The following is a 25,498-nucleotide window of genomic DNA, read 5'->3' as shown; positions in this document are numbered from 1 at the left end:
GTCTTCCGTGTGAGCGCGGCGCCATGCCGCAGGCCAGCATTTCATGCCGCTGCGGGCGTATCAAGCCACCAGGCGCGCCAGCAACCAGGACCAGGCGGGCAAGGTCAGCAGCGAGAGCAGGATGCTGTAGCCGACCATGGCGGCTGCCAGCCTGGGAGCCAGCCGATGGGAGATGGCCAGCGCGGCGGCGGTGATCATGGTGGGCATGGCCGATTCGAGCACGTTGGTCTGCAGCATCAGCCCGCGCAGGCCGAGCGCCCAGGACAGCGGCAGCGCCAGGATCGGCATCACCGCCAGCTTGAAGATCAGCCCCACCGCGAGTGGCTTGAGTTCGTCGGCGGGCAGACGCAACTGCAGCGAAAAGCCCACCGCCAGCATCACCAGCGGCAACATCGCATCGGCCAGGCTCTTGAGGCCTGCGCCGATCCAGGCCGGTGGCTGCGCGGGCATCAGCGTCAGCGCGAACAGCAGCGCCCACAGCGGCGGGAACTTGAGGACACGGGTCAGTATGATTTTTGCGGTGGGCGGCGTATCGCCGCTATAGCGCGCCAGCACGTACAGGCCGAAGGTGGACAGCAGCACGAAGGTGCCGAACTGGTCGTACACCACCGCGTACGGCAGGGCCTGGTCGCCCAGCAGCGCGCGCACCATCGGAAACCCGATGAAGCTGGAGTTGGTGAACACCACGCACATCAGCAGCGCGGCGTACTCGGCACGGCCGAAGCGCAACACGCGGCTGCAGCCCCACAGCAGCGGCACGATGATCGCGGTCAGCAGCCATGGTGTGGCGATCACCCCAGCGAGCGAGGCGTCCAGGTGCAGGCGCGGCACGTAGGTCAGCACCGAGGCAGGCAGACAGATGTACAACACGATGCGGTTGAGCACGTCGGCGCTGTTGTCCGGCAGCACCTTGAGCCGCGCGAACACCAGGCCAAGCCCCAGCATCGCCAGGATCAACGCAAATGCATCCACCGCCATGGCTGATCGTGTCTGTTGGAGAGCGATGCACAGAATCGCACAGCGCCGGGTCCAGGCATTGGGGGAGGAGTGGAGGAGGGCTAGCGTGGCGTCGCGCTCAGGCGAGGAACGCGTCGGCCAGATGGCCAGGCCCTTTACGGCGCAACAGATCGAAGCCGGAACAAGCGGTCGCGCGCGCCATTGAATCCCTGCACGAAGAACGCGTCGCCATCGGTGCGCAGCGAGACTTCCATCGTTTGCCTATCCCGAAGCCAGTCTGTCGAGGGCGCGGTGCCCTCGCCGCTCGCGGGACAAGCCGTGAACCCATCGCTGCGGGCTCGATGGCGGTATCCATGCCGCCATCGAGTCCGCAATCGGCGAGGACACCGCACCAGGCAGGTTGCTGGCTGCTTTATTGAAAGCCCTGCATACCGACCACCTGGACGGGTCCTTGCCCGCTCACCGTCGCGGGACCTTAAGCGGTATGGCTGCCGCGTAAGGGCTGACTAGGACGTCCTTGCAGCGTGTCCCGCGATGGTGGGCCGGCACGGACCCTGCAGCAAACCTGCAGATCACTGCACGGCATGCGCTGCAGGCGATCCCTGCAGCGCGGTGCGTCGCTTACGGAAACGCCGGCGGGCTGGCCTGCCATGCCGCAAAGACCTCCGCCAGGCTGGTGCGCTCTGCGTCGCGCCAATCCGGCAGCAGGCTGGCGTAATTGGCGGTGCTGCTCCAGCGATCGGGCCAGGTGCGCACGGCGGCGGCATACCACTCGGTAGCCTCCTGCTTGCGTCCCGCCCGCCACAACGTCAGTGCGGCGGTGATGGGCAACCATTCCGGCGTGGCCGGGCGGCCATTGGCCAGGTTGGCCCACTGCTGCAACGCCTTGTCAGGCTTGTCGGCGCGCACCAGGTCCCAGCCGTAGTTCCAGCTGATGGCCCGATATTGCTGGCTGCCATTGGAGACCAATGCCAATGCCCCCTGGTACAGCTCATCGCCCAGTTGCGTCCGTCCGCCGGCATAGGCCAGCGACGCCAGCTGGGCGCGCGGTTCGGCGGCGCGTGCGTCACGCTGCACCATCGCTGCCAGACGGTCGACCACCGCATCGCCCTGCCCCGGCACCGCGACCACGGCCTTGGTGGTGCTGCGGTCTTCGTCGAAATAGAACTCCTTGGGCTTGGGCAAGCTCTGCGCCTGCGCCAGCGACCACACGCCTCCGAGCAGGACCAAGGCGGCCCATGCGTATTTCCTTTTCACTGTATTTTCCCCTGAAACAGCAAACGACCCTTCCCGTCCCCATCCTACCCGCAGCGCGACGGCTGCGCATCCGCATGCGAACGGGCGCGTGAAGGCTGACTGTTACACTTTGCGCCGCCGTTTTGGAATCCGTCGGGCGGGTCATTGGTTTCAGATGACACGCACCGGGTCCCAGCCACCCTTTCCGGGCACGCCATGACCAGTACCGCTGCACTCTCTTCTCCCGACTCTGCCAACACGCCGGAGCTCGGCCGGGTGGATGCGGACTACACGCTGGACCACAAATACACGCGCACCGATGGGCGCATCTATCTGTCCGGCGTGCAGGCCCTGGTGCGGCTGCCGTTGCTGCAACGCCTGCGCGACGACGCGGCCGGCCTGGATACCGCCGGCTTCATCAGCGGCTATCGCGGCAGCCCCTTGGGCGGGCTGGATCTGGAACTGTGGCGCGCGCGCAAGCATCTGGATGCCGCCAGGGTGACCTTCACCCCGGGCCTCAACGAGGACCTGGCCGCCACCATGGTGTGGGGCACCCAGCAGACCAACCTGTTCCCCGGCGCCAAGGTGCAGGGCGTGTACGGCATGTGGTACGGCAAGGGCCCGGGCGTGGACCGCAGCGGCGATGTGTTCAAGCACGGCAATGCTGCCGGCACTTCGCCGTTTGGCGGCGTGCTGGCGCTGGCCGCCGACGACCATGCCTGCCGCAGCTCGACGCTGCCGCATGGGTCGGAAGACGAATTCGTCAGCGCGATGATGCCCATCCTCAACCCGGCCGGGGTGCAGGACATCCTGGACATGGGCTTGCTGGGCTGGGCGATGAGCCGCTACACCGGGCGCTGGATCGGCTTCAAGACCATCGCCGAGACGGTGGAATCGTCCGCGTCGGTGCAGGTGGACCCATTCGCGCGCAGCATTGTGCTGCCGGAGGATTTCGCGCTGCCGCCGGGCGGTTTGAGCATCCGTTGGCCGGACCCGCCGGTGGATCAGGAAATGCGCCTGCATCGCTATGCGGTGGCGGCGGCGCAGGCATTCGCACGGGCAAACCAGATCGACCGGATCGTGCTGGATTCGCCACGTGCGCGGCTGGGCATCGTCACCACCGGCAAGAGCTATCTGGACGTATTGCAGGCGCTGGAATACCTGGGCCTGGATGCGCAGGCCTGCGCGCAGATCGGTATCCGCGTGTACAAGGTCGGCATGACCTGGCCGCTGGAACCGGTGGGCATCAGCGCGTTCGCGCAGGGGCTCGACGACATCGTGGTGGTGGAAGAAAAGAAGGCCTTCATCGAGCGCCAGATGAAGGAGCTGTTCTACAACTGGCCGGCCAACGCGGGTGCGCGGCCAAGCATCGTCGGCAAGTACGACGAACACGGCGCATGGATTTTGCCGTCGACCGGCGAGCTGACGCCGGCCACGATCGCCGCGGTGATCGGCAAGCGTATCCAGCGGTTTTTCACTGCCGATTCGATCGAGCAGCGGTTGCGCTGGATGGAGACCAAGGAAGCGGAAATGGCCTTGCCGCGCGCGCAGTTCCCGCGCGTACCGCATTACTGCTCGGGCTGCCCGCACAACACCTCCACGGTGGTGCCGGAAGGCTCGCGCGCGCTGGGCGGCATCGGGTGCCATTACATGGTGACCTGGATGAACCGCTCCACCGACACCTTCACCCACATGGGCGGCGAAGGCGTGACCTGGTCGGGGCAGGCGCCGTTTACCGACACCCCGCACGTGTTCCAGAACCTGGGCGATGGCACGTATTTCCACAGCGGCTCGTTGGCGATTCGCCAATCGGTCGCCACCGGCGTCAACATCACCTACAAGATTCTCTACAACGATGCGGTGGCCATGACCGGCGGCCAGCCGGTGGACGGCACGCTCACCGTGCCGGACATCGCCCATCAGCTGCGCGCCGAAGGTATCCACGAGATTGCGGTTGTCAGCGACGACATCGGCAAGTGGACGCGGCGGCGCGATCTATTTCCCGCTGATGTGGCATTTCATGATCGTGGCGAGCTGGATGCGGTGCAACAGCACCTGCGCACGGTCAAGGGTGTGTCGATCCTGATCTTCGATCAGACCTGCGCCACCGAAAAACGCCGACGCCGCAAGCGCGGCAAGCTGGTCGACCCGCCCAAGCGCGTCATGATCAATTCGCTGGTCTGCGAAGGCTGCGGCGATTGCGGCGAGAAAAGTTTTTGCGTGTCGGTGCTGCCGAAGGAAACCGAATTCGGGCGCAAACGGCAGATCGATCAATCCAATTGCAATAAGGATTATTCCTGCGTCTCCGGGTTCTGCCCGAGCTTTGTCACCGTGCATGGCGGCGCGCCGCGCAAGGGCAAACAACGCGATGCCAGCGCATTGCTGGATAACCTGCCCGCACCGCCGCAGCGCACCACGCTGGAGCAACCCTGGAACATCCTGATCACCGGCGTCGGCGGCACTGGCGTGGTCACCATCGGTGCGCTGCTGGGCATGGCCGGGCACCTGGAAGGCAAGGGCGCCACGGTGCTGGACCAGACCGGCCTGGCGCAAAAAGGCGGCGCGGTCACCACGCATATCCGCATCGCGCGCACGCCCGGCGACATCCATGCGGTGCGCATTGCCGCCGGCGAAGCCGACCTGGTGGTGGGCTGCGACATGGTGGTGGTCAACGATTATTGGGCGCTGTCCAAGGTGCGCGATGGCCGCACCCAGGTGGTCCTCAACACCTATGAAGCGATGCCGGGCAGCTTCACCACGCAGCCGGATCTGCAGTTCCCGGCTGCCGAGATCATTGCCGGTGTGCGTACCGCGCTTGGCGGACAGGAGCCGTTATTGCTGGACGCCACGCAGCTGGCCACTGCACTGCTGGGCGATGCGATCGCCAGCAATCTGTTCGTGCTCGGCTATGCCTGGCAGCACGGGTTGGTGCCGTTGTCGCATGCGGCATTGATGCGTGCGATCGAACTCAATGGCGCGGCGGTGGCGATGAATCAGCAGGCCTTCGCCTGGGGCCGACTGGCGGCGGTGGATCTGCCGGCGGTGCAACGCGCTGCAGGTCTGGCCAACGCTGACGCGTCTGCACATCGACACGGTGACACACCCGCCGCGCGTGCGCCCGGCAGCTGGGAAGACCACACTCTCAGCGGACAGAACGCACCGCGTGCGTTGGCGCAAACCGATGGCAGCACACTGCATGGCGATGTGGATGCACCGGTGCATCCACTCGACGATGAGCAGCTGGCGCAGTCGCTGGACGAGGCGATTACCCGCCGCATCGCGTTTCTCACCGACTACCAGGACGCTGCCTATGCGCAGCGTTATCGCGCGCTGGTGGAGCGCGTGCATGCACACGAGGCCCAACGCGTCCCCGGCAGCAGTGCACTGACCGAAGCCGTGGTGCGCTACGCCTTCAAGCTGATGGCCTACAAGGACGAATATGAAGTGGCGCGGTTGTATACGCGTGGCGATTTCCAGCGCCGGCTGCAGCAGCAGTTCGAAGGCGACTACACGGTGCGCTTTCACCTGGCACCGCCGCTGCTGACCAAGAAGGATGCACACGGCCATTTGATCAAGCGCGAATACGGGCCGTGGATGTTCAGCGCTTTCAAGCTGCTGGCACGTCTGAAATTCCTGCGCGGGGGCAAGCTCGATGTGTTCGGCTACACCGCCGAGCGGCGCAGCGAGCGCCAACTGATTGTCGATTACCTCGCCACCGTGGACGGGCTGCTGGACAGCGTGGATGCCAACAACGTGGGGCTTGCCGCGCAGATCGCCAGCATTCCCGAACACATCCGTGGCTATGGGCACGTCAAGGAGGCGCATCTGCGTGAGGCCAAGGCGCGCGAAGCGGCCTTGTTGGCGCAGTGGCGCAATCCGAAGGTGCTGCATGTGGTGCAGGCAGCTTGATGTCGCCGAGCGATGACACTTCGCCGATGTAAGCGATCGACGACATCCAGCTGGAGATGACTGGGTGCTTGAGCGCGAATCGGCCTGTCGATGTAAGCGATCGACGACATTGCGCCAATGTCGTCGATCGCTTACATTGCAGCCATGGATACTGTCCGCACGCCTTCCGATATCGGCAACATCGTCCGCGCCAGGCGTAAGCGCTTAGGCTGGGATCAGGCTCGCCTGGCCAACGAAATCGGCGTAAGCCGGCAATGGGTCGTCGATATCGAGAAAGGCAAGCCGCGCGCGGAGCTGCAACTGATCCTGAGAGCACTGCAGGCGTTGGGACTGGAGTTGATGCTGGGCCCAGGCGTTGCTCAGGCTCCGCAAGCGCACGTGCCCGATCGCAGCACCGTGACGCCGATCAATCTCGACGCGATCGTTGAACATAACCGGTCCAATCCACCAGTGGGAACCGACGTTCTCAATGCGTTCAACAACACCCTCCTCAAGAACCAATTCTCGTCGCTCGATAGCCTGAAAAATGCAGGCTTACTCAGACCATCCTCGGCATTGGATGCTCTAAAGCAGTCTCCGGCACGGGCAGTATTGGATGCTCTAAAACAGTCTCCGGCGCAGGCAGCCTTAACAGCAGCGCTGAATCAATATCCCTCAATGATCAATGCACCGAATGAAAAACATGTAGTGAATGAAGTCTTGCAGAACCAGTTCTCCGCACTTGATCGTTCGAAGGTTGGCAAGGCAGCGAAAATTTCCAAAGTCATATCAGCATCTTCTAAAAAGAAGGGCGATCCGTGAGACTGATCGCACTGATCGAAAACCAGGTGATCGGCTATCTGGCGCCCGACCCGCATGGGCATCCACGGTTCACCTACACGCCGGACTGGCAGCATTCGAAAAGTGCGATACCGCTGTCGTTGAACCTTCCCCTGAGCAAGGAGGATCACCGCACCGAGGCGGTCAGTGCAGTGCTGTGGGGCTTGTTGCCAGACAACGAAGCCACCTTGCAACGCTGGGCCTCCAGGTTCCAGGTCTCTCCGCGCAACCCGCTCGCCCTGTTGTCGCACGTCGGCGAGGATTGCGCTGGTGCGGTGCAGTTCGTCACCGAAGCCCGGCTTGAGGATGTGCTGTCCGGCGCCAGCGACAGCATCGAGCCGCTCACGGATGGCGAACTGGAAGCACGCTTGCACAGGCTGCGCCAGGACATCGGCGCGGCGCGCCAAGTCGATGACGTCGGGCAGTTCAGCCTGGCCGGCGCGCAGGCCAAGATCGCGTTGCTGCACGACGGGCAGCAGTGGGCCATCCCGGCCGGACGCATCCCGACCACGCATATCCTCAAACCACCGAGCGGCGAATACGACGGGTTCGTCGAGAACGAGCTGTTCTGCCTGCGCCTGGCGCGCAGCATCGGCCTGCCGAGCGCCGCCGCCCAGGCGCTGCGCTTCGGCGATGAAACCGCCATTTGCGTCGAACGTTACGACCGCATCGCCAGCGACGGCAGGCTGCTGCGCGTACACCAGGAAGACGTCTGCCAAGCGCTGGGAGTGATGCCGCAGATCAAGTACCAGAACCAGGGCGGCCCGGGACCGGCTGCGCTGTCGCAACTGTTGTGGACGCACTCCTCGCAGCCGCGGCAGGACATCGACACCTTGTTCCAGGCGTTGGTCTTCAACCACCTGATCGGCGGCACCGATGCGCACGCGAAGAACTATTCGCTGCTGCTCGGCCAACACCGACAGGTCCGGCTGGCACCGTTGTATGACATCTCCAGCGCCCTGCCGTATCCGCAGCTGCAACAGCGCAAAATCAAGATGGCAATGAAGATCGGCAGCCACTATCGCTGGTGGGACATTCGTCCAGGCGACTGGCAGCAACTGGCCGAAACGCTGCGCCTGGACGGCATGACCTGCCTCGCCTGGATGGAAATGGCCGCAAGCGATCTGCCCGATCAGGCGCGTGATCTTGCTGTCGTGCTTCGGCAGGAAGGCGTCGCGCATCCGGTTCTAGATGCGCTGGTGGATGCCATCGCCGCTTCGTGCCACCGCATGCGCACACTGTTGCAATCGAACTGATCGATGGTTGGAACCGTATCGCCAGGCCGCACTCGGCCATGGTGGCGATCCGGTTCGCTCACACCGGGCGCAGCAGGCGCAGCCCGAACCAATCCTTCGCATCGTTCCAGCCGTGCGTGACCTTGAGCCCGGCGGCGGCGGCCAGTTCGGCAAAACGCGCATCGGTGTATTTGTAGCTGTATTCGACCTGCATGGCTTCGCCTTCGGCAAAGGCGAATTCCTTTCCGCCCACGTGCACGCGTTGGTCGCGCTGACTGATCAAAAAGGTTTCGATGCGGCCGCGTTCGCGCGCATACACCGCGTGGTGACGGAAACCATCCAGATCGAAGTCGCTGCCGATCTCGCGATTGAGCCGCGCCAACAGGTTCAACGTGAACTCGGCAGTGACGCCGGCCGCATCGTTGTAAGCGGCTTCGATCAGGCTGGCGTCCTTGTCCAGATCGATGCCGATCAAGGCGCAGCCATCGCTGCCCATGGTCTGGCGCATCGCATCCATCAAGGCGATGGCTGCAGTGTCGGTGAAGTTGCCTAGCGTCGAGCCGGGGAAGAACACTACGTGTCGGCGCGAAGGACGCTGCGCATCGGGCAGGCGCAACGGCTTGGTGAAGTCGGTGCAGACCGGCAGCATCTGAATCTGCGGAAATTGCTGGGTCAAGCGAGCCGTGCTTTCCAGCAATGCGGTGCGCGAAATTTCCAATGGCGTGTACGCCACCACATCGCGCAGGCCTTGCAGCAGCAGCTCGGTCTTGCGGCCACTGCCGCTGCCGTATTCGACCACATGCACGTCGGGGCCAATCGCCTGCGCGATCGAGGACATGCTGGCTTCCAGCAACGTCAATTCTGTGCCGGTTAGGTAATACTCCGGCTGCCGGGTGATGGCTTCGAACAGCTGCGAGCCGCGGGCGTCATAGAAATACTTGGACGGCAGCGTCTTGGGTGTTTGCGACAGGCCCGCTAGTGCGTCGGCGGTGATGTCGTCCGGCTGCGGACGCAGATCGGTCAGCGCGGCATGGGCGCGTTGCATGGCATGGGCGGCGGCGTTCAAGGCAGATCCTTGGCAAGACGCACGCCGGCAAACTGCCAACGCGCATCGGAGGGGAAAAAGTTGCGATAACTGGCGCGCAGGTGGCTGGCCGGCGTGGCGCAGCTGCCACCGCGTAGCACCCATTGCGCATTCATGAATTTGCCGTTGTATTCGCCCAACGAGCCAGGCCATGGTGCGAAACCCGGATACGGCAGATAGGCACTGCCGGTCCACTCCCACACATCGCCAAACAGCTGCTGCATGCCGGTATCGACGGCCTGCGCAGCGCGGGGATGCAGTGCGTCGGTATCGACAAAATTGCCCTGCACCGGCACCCCGGCAGCCGCTTGTTCCCACTCTGCTTCGGTGGGCAGACGCGCACCGGCCCAGCGTGCGAACGCATCGGCTTCGAACAGGCTCAGGTGACAGACCGGCGCGTGCGCATCGCGCGTGCGCCAGCCATCCAGGGTGAATTCGCGTCCATCTGCATCCCAGTACAGCGGATGCTGCCAACCCTGCGCCTGCACCATCGCCCAGCCATCGCTGAGCCAGGCACCGGCGCTGCGGTAACCGCCGGCGTCGATGAACTCCTGGAACTCGGCATTGGTGACGACACGGTTGGCCAAGGCATGCGCCCCGATCAGCACGCGGTGACGCGGCGACTCGTTGTCGTAGGCAAACGTGTCGCACTGCGGCCACGCGGCTGCACCGATCTCTGCAATCTGCTCATCGCGCGCATGCCAACGCAGTGCACTCGGCAATGCAGCTTCGGGGGCGGGCGCATCGCGGTAGGCCGGCTGCAGCGGATTGCTCCACAGCGCGTGCTTGATGTCGGTCAGCAATAATTCCTGGTGCTGCTGCTCGTGCTGGATACCGAGTTGCACGATGGTGCAGGCCTGCGCGTCGAGCGCGCCATCTTGCAAGCGCTGCTGCATGTGGGTGTCGACGGCCGCGCGGTAGTCGCGCACCTGCTGCAGCGATGGCCGCGACAACACGCCGCGACGTGTACGCGCATGCATCGGGCCCACACTTTGATAGTAACTATTGAACAAGAAATCCCACGCCGGGTCGAAGACGCGGTACGCAGGGTCGGCCTGCAGTACGAAGCGTTCAAAAAACCAGGTGGTATGCGCCAGATGCCATTTGCTGGGGCTGGCATCGGGCATGCTCTGCACCATCGCGTCTTCCGCGCTCAGGGGTGCGGCAAGACGGTCGCTCAGCGCGCGGGTCTGCGCGTAGCGTTGCAGCAGCGTCAACTGCTGTTGCTGGCGGTCGACCACCAGGGGTGAGAGTGCAGACATCGCCATATGCTTGAGGAGCGTCCGTGAACGCGCCGTGTCGGCGGCATGGCAGCCAGCGGTAAGCTGTTGGCATGCCATCGTCTTCGCTGCCCAGTTCGCTCCCCACCCCTGTCGCCTGGGAACACCGGCACCGCGCATTTGCGCTACCCGATGAGGTCATCTATCTGGACGCTGCTTCGCGCGGGCCATTACTGACTGCGGTGCAGGCTGTGGCGCATCAGGCGGTCGATGCGATGGCCACGCCGTGGCGGTTGCCGTTCGATGCATGGCTGCACGACATCGAGCAGTTACGCAGCTTGGCCGCAGGTCTGTTCGACAACGATGTCGATGCGGTGGCGCTGTTACCGTCGGCCGCGCATGGGCTGGCCACGGCTGCACGCAATCTGCCACTGCATCGCGGCGACGCGGTGCTGCTGTTGGACGGGCAATTCCCGTCCAACCTGCTGATCTGGCAACGGCGCTGCGCCGAGGTCGGTGCACACATTGTGGCGGTGCCGACCACTGCCGGCACAGTGCTGACCGATGCGGTGCTGGAAGCGGTTGAACAGACGCCTGCGCTGCGCATCGTCAGCCTGCCGCATGCGTACTGGCTGGACGGGCGGCAGCTGGACCTGGACCGGATCAGCGCGGCGGTGCACGCGCGCGGTGCGGCGCTGGTGCTGGATCTGAGCCAAAGCCTGGGCGTCATGCCGACCGACCTGCCGCGCTGGAAGCCGGAGTTCGTGGTCAGTGTCGGCCATAAATGGTTACTGGGGCCGATGGGCCTGGCGTGGCTGTGGGTGGCGCCGCAGTGGCGCACGCAGGGCGTGCCGATCGAAGAACACTGGATTGGCCGGGATGCCGGCAGCAGCTGGGAGTTTCCGGTGGCGCAGGCGCCGGAGTATCGCGAAGGGGCACGGCGGTTCGATGCCGGCGGCGTTACCGACCCGTTGCGGATTGCGATGGCAACGGCCGCCCTGCAGCAGGTGACGGCCTGGCAACCCGCACGTATCGCAGCGGCGCTCGGCGTACTGACCGCGCAGTGGGATGCGGCGTTATCCGAGCGCGGGCTCGGCAGCTGGTGCACCCCCGGCCATGCGCCGCATCTGACCGCGTTGCAGCCGCCGGCCACCCAGTTGGATGCGGTGGCAAAGACGCTCGGCGAGCAGGGCGCGATCTGCACGCGGCGGCATGGCCGTTTACGTATCGCACCGCACCTGAGTGTTGCCGACGATGCCCTCCTGCGCTTGATTGCTGCGCTGCCAGGGCAGTGAAGCGGTACGCCAGCGCATGTAGGAGCGGACCTGGCCGCGACGGGGCGTTGTCCGAGTAAGGCGGTGTCGCGGCCGGGTCCGCTCCTACGGGTTCGTGGGGATTGGTTGTCTGCGGTTGAATCGCTGCACCACCGCGCTGGCTGAGTCGCAAGTAGTGCGTGCGTGTCGCCGAAGATTCGCTATGACGCTTGATTGCTGGGCAGCTGCCAGTGATGCAGTGCGCCAGCGCATGTAGGAGCGGACCTGGCCGCGACGGGGCGTTGTCCGAGTAAGGCGGTGTCGCGGCCGGGTCCGCTCCTACGGGTTCGTGGAGATTGGCTGTCTACGGTTGAATCGCTGCACCACCGCGCTGGCTGAGTCGCAAGTAGTGCGTGCGTGCCGCCGAAGATTCGCTATGACACTTGATTGCTGCGCTGCCAGGGCAGTGAAGCGGTACGCCAGCGCATGTAGGAGCGGACCTGGCCGCGACGGGGCGTGACCCGAGTAAGGCGGTGTCGCGGCCGGGTCCGCTCCTACGGGTTCATGGGGGGATTATTTGTCCGCTGCTTAACCGCGCTGGCTGAGTCGCAGGCCGCGTGGGGTTGCCCAACGCTCCAGCCCTTCGAATGCCGCCTGCACCAGCAGGGCGAGGACGGCAGCGGGGATCGCGCCTTCCAGAATCAAGCCGATATCATCGAGACGGATGCCGGTGAGAATCGGCTGGCCATACCCACCGGCACCGATCAGCGCACCCAAGGTGGCGGTGCCCACGTTGATGACCGCAGCGGTCTGGATACCGGCCACGATGGTGCGGCGGGCCAGCGGCAATTCCACGCGCCACAATCGCGTCCAGGCCGGCAACCCGATCGCTTCGGCGGTCTGGCGTAGCTCGCGCGGAATCGACGTGAGCCCGGCATGGGTATTGCGCACGATCGGCAGCAGGCTATACAGGAACAACGCGGCAATTGCTGGCTTTGCGCCGATGCCGAACAACGGAATCATGAAGACGAACACGGCCAACGAGGGCAGCGTCTGCAACACACCGGTCAACGACAGCACCACCTGGCCTAGCCGCGGCCGCCGCGCTGCGAGCACCCCCAACGGCAGCGCGATCAGCAACGCGAAGCCCAGCGAGATGCCGACCAGCGCCAGATGTTCGCGGGTGTGACGCAACAACCGGCCGATGCGCGAATCCGCCTGCGCCGTGGCCGCAACGCCCAGCCATTGCGCGGCCACCGCCGCCTCGGACTGTCGCTGCAGTTTCACCTGCGCATTGAGCCGCTGCATGGTGGCTTCGTCGATCCGTCCCTGCAGACCTTGCAAAGCCTTGAGCATCGCCGGTGCGCGCTGCGCCAGGTCCTCACGATACAAAAACACCGCTTGATACTCGGGGAAATACTGGCGGTCGTCGCGCAGCACTTGCAGCTGGTAATACGGAATCTCCGCATCGGTGCTGTATAGATCGGTGACCTCGATCGCCCCGCTTTGCAGCGCGCGATAAGCCAGATCGTGATCCAGCCCGGTGGCGGTTTGCGGCAAGCCGTAGGCCGCACGCACGCCGGGCCAGCCGTCGGCACGCTGCATGAATTCATTGCTCAACCCGATCTTCAGTGCCGGGTGGCGGGCCAGATCCGAGAGCGACGCGATGCCCAGCGCCTGCGCACGCGCGCGGCGCATGCCAAACGCATAGGTGTCCTGAAATCCCAGCGACTCGGTCATCGCCAGACCGCGTGCGTCCAGCGCGGCACGCAGCTCGGCGTGGCTGGCCTTGGGCAACTGCAGCAGTTCCTGTGCCAGGGTGCCGGTGTATTCGGCGTAGGCATCGACCTGGCCGGTTTCCAGCGCGCGCCACAGGATGCGCGTGCCGCCGAGCTGGGCGCGGTGTTGCACGTCCACGCCATCGCGCCGACCAGCCGCAGTGGCGATTTCGCCCAGGATCACTGCCTCGGTAAAGTTCTTCGAGCCAATCATCACCGGCGCGGCCTGCGCGCCGAAGCTGCAGATCAGCAGCAGCATTGCCGCAAAGAGGCGCGCCATCATGCGGCGTCGCCGATGCTGCGTTGTGCAGTGAGAAACCGCTGCACGAACGCGTCGGCAGGCTGCGCGAGCAGCTCGTGTGCACTGCCCTGCTGCACCACGCGGCCGGCGCGCATCAGCACCAGGGTGTCGGCCAGATACGCCGCTTCGGCGACATCATGGGTGACCAGCACCACGGTCTTGCCAAGCTGCGCAAACAGCGCGCGCATCTGCGCCTGCAGGTCGTAGCGCACGATCGGGTCGAGCGCGCCCAGCGGTTCGTCCAGCAGCAGCGCGGGTGGGTCCAGCATCAAGGCGCGGATCAGTCCCACGCGTTGGCGCTGCCCACCGGAGAGTTCGGCTGGATAGCGCGCCAGCAACTCCGGTGGCAACTGGCACAGCGTGCACAGGCTATCCAGGCGCGCATCGATGCGTTGCTTCGTCCAGCCCAGGGTCTGCGCCAGCAGCACCACATTGCTGCGTGCGTCCAGGTGGGGAAACAGCCCACCTTCCTGGATGACATAGCCAATGCGTTGGCGTTGCGCCTGCAGACTGGCGCGCGCCAATGGCACGCCATCGACAGCGACCGTGCCGCTGTCAGGCCATTCCAGCCCGACCAGCATGCGCAACACGGTGGACTTGCCCGCGCCGCTGGGGCCGATCAACGCCGTCGTGACGCCGCTGGCAAAGCCCAGCGTGACCGTGTCGAGTGCGATGGCCTGGCCGTAGCGGCGGCTGACCTGGTCGAGAGTAAACATGCGCGCGAGCTTGCCGAACGCGACGTCAGGCACGCGCGAAGGTGCGCATCAGCGCGGCGGCGCCAGCAGTTCGCGCGCGCTCAGAGTGCCATCGCCGTTGGCGTCCTGACGTGCGAAGCGCTCGATCAAGGTGGCGCGATGCGCAGCGCGGGTGATCGGCTTGCCGCGCCGGCCCGGCAGTTCGTCGCCTTGCAGCACACCGTCGTGATCGACATCGCGCTGATCGAAGGCGTAGCTCATCCAGTCCAGATATTCATCGCGGCTGACGCGGCCATCGCCATCGGTGTCCATGCGCTTGAGATAGTCCTGGCTGTCCTGCACCTGGGCATGCGCTGCAGACGCGCACGCACAGACGATGCAGGCCATCAGCAGCGCGCGCGTCACCGAACGTTTCCAGCCGCGTGCGCCCACCGCAGCACGCGCACCCCTGCGCTTACGCGCCACTCAGCGCATAGCCCTTGAGCCGCGCCGCGTACGCCTGCAGCGCGGCGTTGCCACTGGCTTCGGCCTCATGGCACCACTGCTGCAACTGCTTGAGACGCTCGGACGCATCATGGCTACGCGCTTCCAGCACCGCGGTCAGGCGCGCGCGGTACTCGACCAACGTGCGCATGCGCGGACGCTGCGCCACCCAGGCCTGCAACTGCGCGCGCGCATCCGGCTTGAGCCAGCGCCCGTCATCGACCAGGCCCTTGCGCAGACGCCGCGGCAACAACTCGCGTAGCTTGGCGCCGGTGGCAGCGGCTTCCTCGCGCAACGCCGGCTTGAGCACGTTGCGCTGGTAATCGGTCATGGCCTGGAAGCGGTGCGATAACAGCGCTTTCAGCGTATCGGCATCGGGCACGGCGATATTGGGGCGGATATCCAGCGACGGGGCAACACGCAGCACCTTGGCCAGACCCATGGCCTGCAGTCCGCGAATCGCGATCCAGCCGATATCCAGTTCCCAACGCCGCATCGAAAACCGTGCCGAACTCGGAAACGCGTGATGGTTGTTGTGCAGTTCTTCGCCACCGATCCACAGCGCCCACGGGGTGAGGTTGGTGGAGGTGTCGGCGGATTCGAAATTGCGATAGCCCCACCAGTGGCCCAGGCCATTGACCACACCAGCGGCCCAGAACGGAATCCACGCCATCTGGATCGCCCATAGTGCAATGCCGGGCAAGCCAAACAACACGCCGTTGAGCACCAGCAGCGCGATCGGGCCGGCATTGGCGTGCGGGGTGTACAGATGCCGCTCGATCCAGTCGCTGGGCGCGCCCTTGCCGTACTGCTCGATGTCGGCGCGTTGCGCGCGTGCTTCGCGATACAGCTCCACGCCGCGCCAGAACACCTGCTTGATACCCTTGGTCTGCGGGCTGTGCGGGTCTTCGTCGGTTTCGACCTTGGCGTGATGCTTGCGATGGATGGCCACCCATTCGCGGGTGATCATCGAGGTGGTGAGCCAGGTCCAGAAGCGGAAGAAGTGCGCCACCACCGGATGGAAATCCACGCCGCGGTGCGCCTGGCTACGATGCAGGTACAAGGTCACCGCAAAGATGGTGAGCTGGGTGAACACCAGCAGCACCGCGAGCATGCCCCACACACCCAGCCCGGCCACGCCGGCGGTCAGGAAGTCGATGATCGGATCGGACAGCATCGGCAGTTCCACGGCGGCGGTTTCTCGTTGGTCGATGCAGACATGATGGGGGCGATCGCGGCAAACTTCACCCTTCGGATGCGTAGGGTGACGCCTGCCTTCCTAAAGCGGTTCACACGTGTCTTCTCCCTTACTGCCTGACTGTCTTACGTATGACTGTTTCCACCGATGTTGCCGCTACGTTTGCCGATGCGCCTGCGCTGATCGAACTCGACCAGGCAAGTGTGATGCGCGGCCAGATCCGGGTGCTGCATGCGTTGCGTTTGCGGATCGCGCTTGGCCAGCACACTGCCATCCTCGGCCCCAACGGCTGCGGCAAATCCTCGTTCATCAAGCTCATCACGCGCGAGCTGTATCCGTTGGCGCGTGGCGATGGCCAGCCCGCGGTGAAGGTGCTGGGGCAGGCGCGCTGGCAGGTGGAGCGGTTGCGCTCGCAGCTGGGGATCGTCAGCGGCGATCTAAGCGTCAATCTGGCGGACATGCCGGGGCTGGATGTCGAAAGCGCGGTGCTGTCCGGCTTCTTCGCCAGCTACGTGGTGCCACCGCATCACGAGGTCAGCGACGACATGCGCGCGCGGGCACGTGAGGCCTTGGCGCTGGCGCGTGCCTTACCGTTGCTGGATCGACCGTTTGCCGAGTTGTCGGCCGGCGAGACCCGCCGCGTGCTGATCGCGCGCGCCCTGGTCAATCGCCCGCAGGCGCTGTTACTGGACGAGCCATCCACCGGCCTGGACCTGGTGGCGCGCCAGTACATGCTCGACACCTTGCGCGACCTTGCCCGGCAAGGCATCACGCTGGTGCTGGTGACTCATCACATCGAAGAGATCGTGCCGGAAATCGCGCGGGTGATTCTGCTGCGCGCCGGCACGGTGATCGCCGATGGTCCGCGCGAAGCGCTGCTGACCGATGCCAGCCTGTCGGCAGCGTTCGACGGCCCGGTGCGCGTGCACCGCGACGGCGAGCGCTATTGGGCGACGGTGGGGGAATAAGCGCAGCTAACACAACGTGGCGAGCCGTCGTCAGGTAGGTGCGGACGGCACACTCAGAACCGGAGTGCACGCGTGGACCATCCCGCATCGAGCACCGGCCGCGTCCGCTCGGCGGTGAGTGAGCACAGTCGTTTTGGGAGCTGCTCTAAGCCGGCGGCGCCAGTGCTGCAGTCAACGTGACGCCGTTGCCCGATGCAGGCGCTCGCCACGCTGCGGCCTACTCCAGCGCAACCGCCTGGCCGCGACCGCCTTGGCGGCGTGCAGGTCTGGCTGGCCCGCGTGCGGCGTCTAGCGTCGCAACCACGCCTGACCGCCTTGCACGGCATGACCTTGGACACGGGACGCGGTGCCGGCTGCTGCGGCTAGACTCGCCGCACACACCGACAGGAGTCTTCCCGATGGCCCAGTGGTATTTCCATATTCCCGGACAGGCCGACCGTATCGGCCCGCTCGACGATGCCAGCGCCCGCGCGCATGCCCAGCGCCAACCCGACGCGCTGGCCTGGCGCGATGGACTCGATGGCTGGACGCCGGCCCGTCAGCTGGCCGAGCTGCAGGGTGGTGGCAGCGCACCGCCTCCGCTTGGCAACATTGCCAGCGCCGGACGCGCCGATGAAATCGACTACCGCATCGTCGGCAACGATATGCAGTTTGTCGAAGTGGAACTGGACCCGGGCGAGAGCGCCATCGCCGAGGCCGGCGCGCTGATGTACAAGGATTCGGCGGTACAGATGGACACCGTGTTCGGCGACGGCTCGCATGATGGTCAGGGCGGCAGCAGCGGCGGGCTGATGGGCAAATTGCTCTCTGCCGGCAAACGCGTGGTCACCGGCGAAAGCATGTTCACCACCGTGTTCACCCATGCCGGCAGCGGCAAGGCCAAGGTGGCGTTCGCCGCGCCCTACCCCGGTACGGTGCTGGCGCTGCGGCTGTCCGAGCACGGCGGGCGCCTGATCTGCCAGAAAGACAGCTTTCTGGCCGGTGCGCGCGGGGTGTCGTTGGGCATCGCCTTCCAGAAGAAAATCCTCACCGGCCTGTTCGGCGGCGAGGGCTTCATCATGCAGAAACTCGAAGGCGACGGCTGGGTATTCGTACATGCTGGCGGCACCGTGGTGGAACGCGACCTCGGCCCTGGCGAGCGCATCGACGTGGACACCGGCTGCGTGGTCGCCTATCACGCCGGCGTGGACATGGACGTGCGTCGCGTGGCCGGATTGAAGAGCATGTTCTTCGGCGGCGAAGGTGTGTTCCTGGCCACCCTCACCGGCCCCGGCAAGGTCTGGCTGCAATCGCTGCCGTTCTCGCGCATGGCCGGCCGCATGCTACAGGCCGCCCCGCAAGCCGGCGGCCAGCAACGCGGCGAAGGCTCGGTGCTCGGCGGCCTGGGAAGGCTGTTGGATGGCGATAACCGGTTTTGATTGGGTGACGCGGCAGCTGAGTGCGGTGGTCAGGTGCAAGCGCACCTCGGTACGACTGCGCTTGGTGCGGGCGGGGTGACTCGGCGATCGCTTTCGAGCGGTTGCCCAAACGTAGCGAGTCGTCGTCAGGTGGGTGCAGCCGGCGCGGAGCAAACGGTGTGTACGCGTGGTACATGCCCGCACCGAGCACCGGCCGCGCCCGCCTGGCGGCGAGCACAGTCGTCTTGGTAGCTGCTCATGGGCCAAGGCGGACCAAGGGCGATCTAACTGCGGGGAGAGACCGCACTGCTTGCGCGCGTACGCGGAAACGCCGGCGCTGTCGGCGCGGGTCTGCGCGCGGAATGCGAGTGCGGTGAACGGATGAGCAGGGCGATTGCTGTGCACTGTCACCGCGCAGTGCCGCACCCTCATCCGCCCGCTTCTCCCGGCGGGAGAAGGGACACGCACCGGGCGATTGGTGTCATAACGACGGTCCGAGCGCAGCCGGCGACTGTCCTTGCGGAGCCAACGCGCCTGTTAGCGTGAGCAATGAGGTCTACGCCCGCAGCGGTCGTCTCGGCGCGCGTGTATTCTCCCTCGCCTTTCCCATCGACGTTTTCGCCATGACTGCGCTCCGCCGCTCCCGCTCGCTTGCCCTGTTGTCCATGCTCGGTCTGCTCTCGGCCTGCGGTGGCGAGCCACGCCCGGCAACCCCTGCGCCGGTGGTGCAGGCGCCTTCGGCCGCTGCGGCCAAACCGGTGAAGATCGGCATCGCGCTTGGCGGCGGTGCAGTCAAAGGCTTTGCGCATATCGGCGTGATCAAGATGCTCGAAGCCAACGGGTTTGCGCCTGTGGTGGTGTCGGGCACCAGCGCCGGCAGCGTGGTCGGCGCGCTGTATGCCAGCGGCATGGACGCGTTCGAAATGCAGGAAAAAGCGGTGGCGCTCGACCAGACCAGCATCCGCGATGTGCGACTGTTCTCCGGTGGCCTGGTGCAGGGCCAGAAGCTGCAGGACTACGTCAACGAGCAACTCGGCGGCAAGCCTATCGAGAAGTTGCGCAAGCCGTTTGCGGTGGTGGCCACGCGCCTGGAAGACGGCGAGCGCACCGTGTTCGTGCGCGGTAACGCCGGCCAGGCGGTGCGTGCGTCCAGCAGCATTCCCGGCGTGTTCGAGCCGGTGACCATCGGCAAATACCATTTCGTCGACGGCGGCGTGGTCAGCCCGGTGCCAGTGGATGCCGCGCGTCAGCTCGGCGCCGAATTCGTGGTGGCAGTGGATATCTCCAGCAAGGCCAGCGGCAAGAATCCTGGCGATCTGCTGGGCACGGTGAACCAGTCGATCTCGATCATGGGCCAGCGTCTGGGCGAAGCCGAGCTAAAGCGTGCAGATGTGGTGGTGCGCCCCAAGGTCAACGATATCGGCTCGGCCGATTTCAATCAGCGCAGTGTCGCCATCCTGGAAGGCGAACGCGCCGCGATGGCCGTGATGCCGCAGATCCGCGCCAAGATCGCGCAGCTGCAGGCCGCGCGTAGCAGTGCCACGCGTAACGCCGCCGACCAGGCCGCGGCGGCAAAACAGCAGGCCTACCAGCGCTGCCTGGAACAACGGTCGCGCTGGCAGAAACTGCGCGGCAAGGACGAGGAATGCGTGGCGCCGTAAAGCGGTTGTGGTACAGCGGGATATCCGCTGCGCTCGATGCGTTGTTGAATTGGAGGTACAGGGTGATCGCGGGGCTTGCTGGTGGCAGGCAGGTGCTGCGGTTTTACCGCTCACTGTAAGCCGCGGTCCGCGAGGTGAAGGAAGAAACCGCGCGTCTGCATGTGGCGGGGTGCGTGCGATGGTGAGTTGCATGTGCTCGCTTGGGCGCGGATGAGCGGGTTCTTCGTTGTTGTGTAAAACGTTTTTGCGCGTCGGTGGTATCGGGACGGCGTCGCGGCCAGGTCCGCTCCTACGAAGTGCCGTATCTTGCTTGCTTGATTTAACGCGTTCGGCGCGTTTTCCGCTCGCATGGGTTACGACGGTATCTGCCTGCCATTTGCACGCTGTTGCGCGAGGTGTTGATCCAGGCGGGCGAGCTTTTTCGCCTTGGTCGATGCCTGCTGCGTAAGCGCTGATGCTGTGTCGGGACGGCGTCGCGGCCAGGTCCGCTCCTACGAAGTGCCGTATCTTGCTGGCTTGATGTAACGCGTTCGGCGCGTTTTCCGCTCGCATGGGTTACGACGTAATTTGCCTGCCATTTGCACGCTGTTGCGCGAGGTGTGTTGATTCAGGCGGGCGAGCTTTTTCGCCTTGGTCGATGCCTGCTGCGTAAGCACTGACGCTGTGTCGGGACGGCGTCGCGGCCGGGGCCGCTCCTACGAAATGCCGCATCTCGCTTGCTTGATTTAACGCGTTCGGCGCGTTTTTCGCTCGTATGGTCTACGGCGTTATCTGTCTGCCATTTGCATGCTGTTGCGCGAGGGGTTGATCCAGGCGGGCGAGCTTCTTTCGCCTGGCTCGATTCCTACTGCGGAAGCACTGACGCTGTGTCGCGACGGCGTCGCGGCCAGGTCCGCTCCTACGCAACGGCAGATACGTTGAATTCCGCTTTAGGACCTTGGTTGCGATGCCGGGCCGATCACCGTGGTGCATGCACCGCGCGGTAATCGGCCGGCATCGTCGTTTCCTCAGTACCGCCAGCGCAGGGACACGCTGACAAAGCGCGGTTCGCCGTAGTTCTGGTAATCCAGGTTGGCCCAGTAGGTCTTGTCGAACGCGTTGCGTACCGCCAGCGTGGCGGTCCACTGGTCGCTGATACGGTAGTTGGCGTTGAAGTGCACCAACGCATACGGGTTCTGCACCACGGTGACCGGTGTAGTGGCGCCGCTGCCATCGCCGGTGGGCCGTGCGATGTTGAAGCCGCGCACCGCGCTTTGCCAACTCACGCCACCACCGATGCTCAGGCGATCCCACGCGCCGGGCAGGCGTACCTGGGTGGACAGCTGCAGATAGTCTTCCGGCAGGTTGGCGTAGATCGCATCGGTGGGTGCGCGCGTGACCTTGACGTGGGTGTAGCCGGCATTGACCGTCCAACCCGGCAGCATCTCGCCGTTGATATCCATCTCCCAACCGCGGCTCTTGGTGCCGTCCACGCCGATAAACGCGGAGGTTCCATCGGGCAACGACGATTCGGGCTGGGTCATGTCGCGCACCGCGTAGTTGTCCTGCTTTGCTTCGAACACGGCGGCCGTGGCCATGGCGCGGCCGTCGAGTAATTGCGCCTTGATGCCGGCCTCCAGATTGGAGCCTTCCACCGGCGCGAGCAGGTTGTTGTCCTTGTCGCGGTAGTTCTGTGGATTGAAGATTTCGGTGTAGCTGGCGTACACCGACACATCCGGCACGATGTCGTACACCAGGCCCACGTACGGAGTGACTTCATCGCTCACCTTGTAGCGGCCGGTGGTACCGGTGTAGCCGCCGCTGACGTTGAAGGCCTGGGTGCGCGTTTGCCAGGTGCTCAGGCGCGCGCCGGCAATCAGCGACAACGGGTCGGCCAGGCGCAGGCGTGTGGAGGCGTACACGCCGCGCTGCGTGGTGCGTGCCTCACGGCGCGCACCGGTGCGGCTGTAGCTCACCTCGGGTGCATCGCCATCCCAGTTGCGGATGTCGGGAATCCGATAGCAGCGCTCAGACCCACCGCTTTCGTTGATGCACGATCCCCAGCCGCTGGGGTACTGCTGCGCGATGCCGTATGTGGTCGATTGCAGATCCTGCCAGCTGCCACCCAGCACCACGTCGTGCCGGCGGCCGAAAAGCGAGAACCCGCCCGACAGATACACATCCACGCCATCGCGGGTGTCGCTGGTTTCGCCGACGCCGGTGCGCAGGAACACGCCACTGCCATCGGCGGCCGGATAGCCGGTGCCGTACACGCGAATGCTTTGCACATCGCCCTTGGTGTGCGCGTAGTTGACGCGCAGCAGCCAATCTTCGCCGAAGCGTTGTTCCAGATTGGCGAAGGCGGTGCTGGTTTCGCGCTGCCAGCGCGTCCATTCCGGTGCCATGTTGGTCGAGCGCGACAGATTGGCCAGCGTGCCATCGGCCGCAAAGAACGGCACCGTGCCCCAGGTCGAACCGACCGGGCTGTTGTCCTGACGTTGATAGCCCACGGTGAGTGTGGTGCTGTCGGTAAGATCGCCTTCCAGCACCGCCATGCCAGACATTTTGTTGTCGTGGTAGCGGTCGTAGTAGTAGTCGCGGTCCTGCCAGGCCGCGACCACGCGGCTGCGGAAACGGCCATCGTCGGTGAGCGGTGCATTGACGTCGGCCTGGGTGCGGCGGAAGTCCCAGGTGCCGGCGCTTGCGGCAACCGAGGCGTCGAACGTCTTGCCCGGGCGCTTGCGCAACAGGTTCACCGTGGCCGAGGGAATACCCGCGCCGGTCAGCAGGCCGTTGGCGCCGCGGATCACTTCGATGCGGTCGTAAAACACCGTGTCGTATTCCTGGTTGGTCGCACCGCTATAGGTGGGCAAGCCATCGACCTGGAAGTCGGTGATCTGGAAACCGCGCGCAAAATACAGCGGGCGCTGGGTGTCGTAGAACGACACGTTGACGCCGGTGACGTTGCGCATCACGTCATCGATGCTGAAAAGCGACTCGTCCTCCAGGCGCTGCAATCCGATCACGCTCACCGACTGCGGCGTCTCCTGCAGGGTCAGTGGCAGGCGCGTGGTGGTGGCCGGCTGCGCGCGGCTCACCGTGCCGTTGACGGTGACCTGGTCGAGCGTCTTGGCATCGGCCAGGTCGGCTGCGTGCGCAGCGGCAGGCCAGGTCAACGCGCACAGCAGGGCAACAGACAGGGTGGTCAGTGGGTGGGTCAGTGCAGGCATCGGTCTCTCATCGATCGTGGGCGCACGCTAGGGCGTGGCGACAGGAAGCAGGCAGGCGTCGGCGTGCTGCTCGGGCGACGAGCTGGCTGGCCTGGCAAGGCTGGCGGATCGACGAACAGGACATGGCCGGAGCCGGCCAGACGTTATGTAAATGTAAATCGTTATCGTTTGCAGAGCAAGTGCGGTCTGCCGTGGATCGTCTGCTCCTGCCGGCGCCATCTGCGCGACGGTGCCCGCTGCCGGACGTCGCAGTTCAGCAAGATTCGTTGATCGCAACAGGTTGTACGCGCGATCGGGGGCGCCCTATTCCGCCGGCACAACGCGTTTCGCATCCAGGCCAGGCGACTAATGCATCACGCCAGATGCGACAGCGGCAGGCCTTCGGGCGCCTTGACCGTGCGCAGGACGAAACTGGAATTGACGTCGGACACGCCGGTGGCATTGAGTAGCCGATCCAGCAGAAACCGCGAAAAATGCTCCAAGTCGCGCACCTGTACCTGCAACAGATAATCCATGTCGCCGGTCAGCGCCCAGCACGCCACCACTTCGTCCCAACCGCGCACGCCGTCGGCGAACAGCTCGATATCGGCCTGACCGTGCTGCTCCAGCTGCACCCGCACAAAAGCCTGCAGACCCAGCCCCAGCGCGCGCGCATCCAGGCGCGCACCGTAGCCGGCGATGATGCCGGCGGCCTCCAGCCGTTGCGTGCGCCGCAGGCAGGCCGACGCGGACAGATTCACCTGCACGGCGAGCTCGGCGTTGCTGGTACGTCCCTGCGTCTGCAGCAAGGCGAGCAACCGCAGATCGGTGCGGTCCAAGGCGATTGGTTGGTCCATATGTTGCGCAGCAGCAGATCGAGACGCATGAATCTTGCGCATAAGTCCCGGCGCTGCGCAAGATTCGCAATCCTGTTGCGCAGCGATCCGGCTAAGGTGAATCCTTAGTCGCTACGGAAGTCCTGCCGCATGAACACTGCCCCGCGCCGCGTCGAAAACCAGCTCACCGACAAGGGTTATGTGCCGGTCTACACCACGGCCGTGGTCGATCAGCCGTGGGACGGCTATAGCAGCGACGACCATGCCACCTGGGGCACGCTGTACCGCCGCCAGCGTGCGTTGCTGGTGGGCCGCGCCTGCGATGAGTTCCTGCAGGCGCAGGACGCCATGGGCATGGACGATAGCCAGATCCCGCGCTTCGACGCGCTTAACGCGGTGCTGCAGGCGGCCACCGGCTGGACGTTGGTCGGCGTGGAAGGCCTGCTGCCGGAACTGGATTTTTTCGATCACCTGGCCAACAAGCGTTTTCCGGTGACCTGGTGGATCCGCCGTCCCGATCAGATCGATTACATCGCCGAGCCGGACCTGTTTCATGACTTGTTCGGGCATGTGCCGCTGCTGATGAACCCGTTGTTTGCCGACTTCATGCAGGCCTATGGCCGTGGCGGGGTCAAGGCGCACGGCATTGGCCCGGACGCGCTGCAGAACCTCACCCGGCTGTATTGGTATACGGTGGAATTCGGCCTGATCAACACGCCGCAAGGCCTGCGCATCTATGGCGCAGGCATCGTGTCGTCGAAAGGCGAATCGCTGTATTCGCTGGACTCGCCCGCGCCCAATCGCATCGGCTTCGATCTGCAGCGCATCATGCGCACGCGCTACCGCATCGACAGTTTTCAGAAGACCTATTTCGTCATCGACAGCTTTGCGCAGTTGATGGACGCGACCAGCCCGGACTTCACGCCGATCTACGCTGCATTGGCGCAACAGGCGCAGGTGCCGGCCGGCGATGTGCTGAGCAGCGACCAGGTGATTCAGCGCGGCAGTGGCGAAGGCTGGAGCCGCGACGGCGACGTGTGAAGCAGCCACGTTGGCGCTGCGCTGCCCGCCGCGGTGCAACGCAGCGAAGGACTGCGCGTCCGTGTCACCTGCGCTACGTGTTTGACACCGTGAGGTACGAGGCTGAAAGCCGCGCGCCGTGGTGCGTGGCTGCATTGCGCTGCCCTGTCGCGCCTTCGCCAGACGGCGGCGTCACCCTGGCAAGGCGATGCGACGCACGTGCAGTTCGCGCTGCGGGACAACGCAGTGCGCAGCGACTC

The 25,498-nt window shown here is 65.0% G+C and carries 18 protein-coding genes, 2 other RNA genes and 1 pseudogene; 8 read left to right on the top strand and 13 right to left on the bottom strand.

All coding sequences use genetic code 11. The features are described from left to right. Positions 1 to 60: 60 nt before the first annotated feature. The 3 genes and pseudogenes from ACZZ0O_RS06760 to ACZZ0O_RS06750 all read right to left on the bottom strand — a co-directional run bounded on the left by ACZZ0O_RS06760 (position 61) and on the right by ACZZ0O_RS06750 (position 2,214). A complete protein-coding gene (locus ACZZ0O_RS06760) occupies positions 61 to 978 on the bottom strand; it encodes an AEC family transporter (protein ID WP_055853790.1) in 918 nt (305 codons plus the stop codon). Between the two features lie 106 nt (positions 979 to 1,084). Beyond that, a pseudogene (locus ACZZ0O_RS06755) lies at positions 1,085 to 1,196 on the bottom strand (penicillin acylase family protein); the annotation flags it as partial. 382 nt (positions 1,197 to 1,578) lie between these two features. Beyond that, complete coding sequence (locus tag ACZZ0O_RS06750) at positions 1,579 to 2,214, bottom strand: tetratricopeptide repeat protein (protein WP_323526650.1); 636 nt, start codon at positions 2,212 to 2,214, stop codon at positions 1,579 to 1,581. Between the two features lie 195 nt (positions 2,215 to 2,409). On the opposite strand from ACZZ0O_RS06750, the gene ACZZ0O_RS06745 reads away from it, so the two are divergent. The 3 genes from ACZZ0O_RS06745 (at position 2,410) to ACZZ0O_RS06735 (ending at position 8,177) form a co-directional block, all read left to right on the top strand. Further along, complete coding sequence (locus ACZZ0O_RS06745) at positions 2,410 to 6,102, top strand: indolepyruvate ferredoxin oxidoreductase family protein (protein ID WP_463590353.1); 3,693 nt, start codon at positions 2,410 to 2,412, stop codon at positions 6,100 to 6,102. Positions 6,103 to 6,246: 144 nt separating this feature from the next. Beyond that, positions 6,247 to 6,903: a helix-turn-helix transcriptional regulator gene (locus tag ACZZ0O_RS06740; RefSeq protein ID WP_463592407.1), complete on the top strand. Its 657-nt coding sequence runs from the start codon at positions 6,247 to 6,249 to the stop codon at positions 6,901 to 6,903. Then, positions 6,900 to 8,177: a type II toxin-antitoxin system HipA family toxin gene (locus tag ACZZ0O_RS06735; protein ID WP_463590352.1), complete on the top strand. Its 1,278-nt coding sequence runs from the start codon at positions 6,900 to 6,902 to the stop codon at positions 8,175 to 8,177. Before ACZZ0O_RS06740 ends, ACZZ0O_RS06735 begins: the two co-directional genes overlap by 4 nt. A gap of 58 nt (positions 8,178 to 8,235) precedes the next feature. On the opposite strand, the gene egtD is transcribed toward ACZZ0O_RS06735, so the two are convergent. Together egtD and egtB are read right to left on the bottom strand one after the other, a co-directional pair. After that, entirely contained in the window at positions 8,236 to 9,222 is a 987-nt protein-coding gene (egtD, locus tag ACZZ0O_RS06730; RefSeq protein ID WP_323520003.1) for an L-histidine N(alpha)-methyltransferase, read from the bottom strand. Further along, positions 9,219 to 10,508 carry an ergothioneine biosynthesis protein EgtB gene (gene egtB / locus ACZZ0O_RS06725; RefSeq protein WP_463590351.1) on the bottom strand — a complete coding sequence of 430 codons (1,290 nt, stop codon included), beginning with the start codon at positions 10,506 to 10,508 and terminating at the stop codon, positions 9,219 to 9,221. Before egtB ends, egtD begins: the two co-directional genes overlap by 4 nt. A gap of 65 nt (positions 10,509 to 10,573) precedes the next feature. On the opposite strand from egtB, the gene ACZZ0O_RS06720 reads away from it, so the two are divergent. Next, positions 10,574 to 11,755, top strand: a complete 1,182-nt coding sequence (locus ACZZ0O_RS06720) for an aminotransferase class V-fold PLP-dependent enzyme (protein WP_463590350.1) — start codon at positions 10,574 to 10,576, stop codon at positions 11,753 to 11,755. Between the two features lie 546 nt (positions 11,756 to 12,301). Here the strand turns inward: ACZZ0O_RS06720 and ACZZ0O_RS06715 are convergent. The 4 genes from ACZZ0O_RS06715 to ACZZ0O_RS06700 all read right to left on the bottom strand — a co-directional run bounded on the left by ACZZ0O_RS06715 (position 12,302) and on the right by ACZZ0O_RS06700 (position 16,147). Beyond that, a complete protein-coding gene (locus ACZZ0O_RS06715; RefSeq protein ID WP_463590349.1) occupies positions 12,302 to 13,774 on the bottom strand; it encodes an ABC transporter permease/substrate-binding protein in 1,473 nt (490 codons plus the stop codon). Then, positions 13,771 to 14,508 (bottom strand): ATP-binding cassette domain-containing protein, encoded by a 738-nt coding sequence (locus tag ACZZ0O_RS06710; RefSeq protein ID WP_463590348.1) that lies wholly within the window; start codon positions 14,506 to 14,508, stop codon positions 13,771 to 13,773. Before ACZZ0O_RS06710 ends, ACZZ0O_RS06715 begins: the two co-directional genes overlap by 4 nt. A gap of 48 nt (positions 14,509 to 14,556) precedes the next feature. Further along, positions 14,557 to 14,874, bottom strand: a complete 318-nt coding sequence (locus tag ACZZ0O_RS06705) for an EF-hand domain-containing protein (protein ID WP_082473630.1) — start codon at positions 14,872 to 14,874, stop codon at positions 14,557 to 14,559. A 67-nt stretch (positions 14,875 to 14,941) separates the two neighbouring features. Further along, a complete protein-coding gene (locus ACZZ0O_RS06700; protein WP_055854001.1) occupies positions 14,942 to 16,147 on the bottom strand; it encodes a DesA family fatty acid desaturase in 1,206 nt (401 codons plus the stop codon). Between the two features lie 152 nt (positions 16,148 to 16,299). Between ACZZ0O_RS06700 and ACZZ0O_RS06695 the strand changes: the two genes are divergently transcribed. Next, entirely contained in the window at positions 16,300 to 17,136 is an 837-nt protein-coding gene (locus ACZZ0O_RS06695; protein ID WP_463590347.1) for an ABC transporter ATP-binding protein, read from the top strand. Positions 17,137 to 17,140: 4 nt separating this feature from the next. Here ACZZ0O_RS06695 and ACZZ0O_RS06690 read toward each other — a convergent pair. Next, a non-coding RNA gene (locus tag ACZZ0O_RS06690) (sX9 sRNA) lies at positions 17,141 to 17,217 on the bottom strand. A gap of 317 nt (positions 17,218 to 17,534) precedes the next feature. On the opposite strand from ACZZ0O_RS06690, the gene ACZZ0O_RS06685 reads away from it, so the two are divergent. Next, positions 17,535 to 18,554 carry a TIGR00266 family protein gene (locus ACZZ0O_RS06685; RefSeq protein WP_323526626.1) on the top strand — a complete coding sequence of 340 codons (1,020 nt, stop codon included), beginning with the start codon at positions 17,535 to 17,537 and terminating at the stop codon, positions 18,552 to 18,554. A 99-nt stretch (positions 18,555 to 18,653) separates the two neighbouring features. Here ACZZ0O_RS06685 and ACZZ0O_RS06680 read toward each other — a convergent pair. Continuing rightward, a non-coding RNA gene (locus ACZZ0O_RS06680) (sX9 sRNA) lies at positions 18,654 to 18,729 on the bottom strand. Positions 18,730 to 19,156: 427 nt separating this feature from the next. Here ACZZ0O_RS06680 and ACZZ0O_RS06675 point away from each other — a divergent pair. Beyond that, a complete protein-coding gene (locus ACZZ0O_RS06675) occupies positions 19,157 to 20,194 on the top strand; it encodes a patatin-like phospholipase family protein (RefSeq protein WP_055853820.1) in 1,038 nt (345 codons plus the stop codon). A 1,007-nt stretch (positions 20,195 to 21,201) separates the two neighbouring features. Here the strand turns inward: ACZZ0O_RS06675 and ACZZ0O_RS06670 are convergent. Then, positions 21,202 to 23,403 carry a TonB-dependent siderophore receptor gene (locus tag ACZZ0O_RS06670; RefSeq protein ID WP_463590346.1) on the bottom strand — a complete coding sequence of 734 codons (2,202 nt, stop codon included), beginning with the start codon at positions 23,401 to 23,403 and terminating at the stop codon, positions 21,202 to 21,204. Positions 23,404 to 23,756: 353 nt separating this feature from the next. After that, positions 23,757 to 24,239: an Lrp/AsnC family transcriptional regulator gene (locus ACZZ0O_RS06665; protein WP_055853825.1), complete on the bottom strand. Its 483-nt coding sequence runs from the start codon at positions 24,237 to 24,239 to the stop codon at positions 23,757 to 23,759. 129 nt (positions 24,240 to 24,368) lie between these two features. Between ACZZ0O_RS06665 and phhA the strand changes: the two genes are divergently transcribed. Further along, the gene (gene phhA / locus ACZZ0O_RS06660; RefSeq protein ID WP_055853828.1) at positions 24,369 to 25,259 is read left to right on the top strand and encodes a phenylalanine 4-monooxygenase; all 891 of its coding nucleotides are present in this window, start codon (positions 24,369 to 24,371) and stop codon (positions 25,257 to 25,259) included. Positions 25,260 to 25,498: the final 239 nt, after the last annotated feature.

The organism is Xanthomonas sp. AC360 (assembly GCF_979258225.1).
Note: the sequence above shows the minus strand (reverse complement) of the source record. Positions and strands in the feature narration are given on the sequence as shown.

Coding starts and splice junctions, on each gene's coding strand:
- ACZZ0O_RS06760 (WP_055853790.1), bottom strand. CDS start 978: ATGGCGGTGGATGCATTTGCGTTGATCCTGGCGATGCTGGGGCTTGGC.
- ACZZ0O_RS06745 (WP_463590353.1), top strand. CDS start 2,410: ATGACCAGTACCGCTGCACTCTCTTCTCCCGACTCTGCCAACACGCCG.
- ACZZ0O_RS06740 (WP_463592407.1), top strand. CDS start 6,247: ATGGATACTGTCCGCACGCCTTCCGATATCGGCAACATCGTCCGCGCC.
- egtB (WP_463590351.1), bottom strand. CDS start 10,508: ATGGCGATGTCTGCACTCTCACCCCTGGTGGTCGACCGCCAGCAACAG.
- ACZZ0O_RS06720 (WP_463590350.1), top strand. CDS start 10,574: ATGCCATCGTCTTCGCTGCCCAGTTCGCTCCCCACCCCTGTCGCCTGG.
- ACZZ0O_RS06715 (WP_463590349.1), bottom strand. CDS start 13,774: ATGATGGCGCGCCTCTTTGCGGCAATGCTGCTGCTGATCTGCAGCTTC.
- ACZZ0O_RS06710 (WP_463590348.1), bottom strand. CDS start 14,508: ATGTTTACTCTCGACCAGGTCAGCCGCCGCTACGGCCAGGCCATCGCA.
- ACZZ0O_RS06705 (WP_082473630.1), bottom strand. CDS start 14,874: ATGGCCTGCATCGTCTGTGCGTGCGCGTCTGCAGCGCATGCCCAGGTG.
- ACZZ0O_RS06700 (WP_055854001.1), bottom strand. CDS start 16,147: ATGCTGTCCGATCCGATCATCGACTTCCTGACCGCCGGCGTGGCCGGG.
- ACZZ0O_RS06695 (WP_463590347.1), top strand. CDS start 16,300: ATGACTGTTTCCACCGATGTTGCCGCTACGTTTGCCGATGCGCCTGCG.
- ACZZ0O_RS06685 (WP_323526626.1), top strand. CDS start 17,535: ATGGCCCAGTGGTATTTCCATATTCCCGGACAGGCCGACCGTATCGGC.
- ACZZ0O_RS06675 (WP_055853820.1), top strand. CDS start 19,157: ATGACTGCGCTCCGCCGCTCCCGCTCGCTTGCCCTGTTGTCCATGCTC.
- ACZZ0O_RS06670 (WP_463590346.1), bottom strand. CDS start 23,403: ATGCCTGCACTGACCCACCCACTGACCACCCTGTCTGTTGCCCTGCTG.
- ACZZ0O_RS06665 (WP_055853825.1), bottom strand. CDS start 24,239: ATGGACCAACCAATCGCCTTGGACCGCACCGATCTGCGGTTGCTCGCC.
- phhA (WP_055853828.1), top strand. CDS start 24,369: ATGAACACTGCCCCGCGCCGCGTCGAAAACCAGCTCACCGACAAGGGT.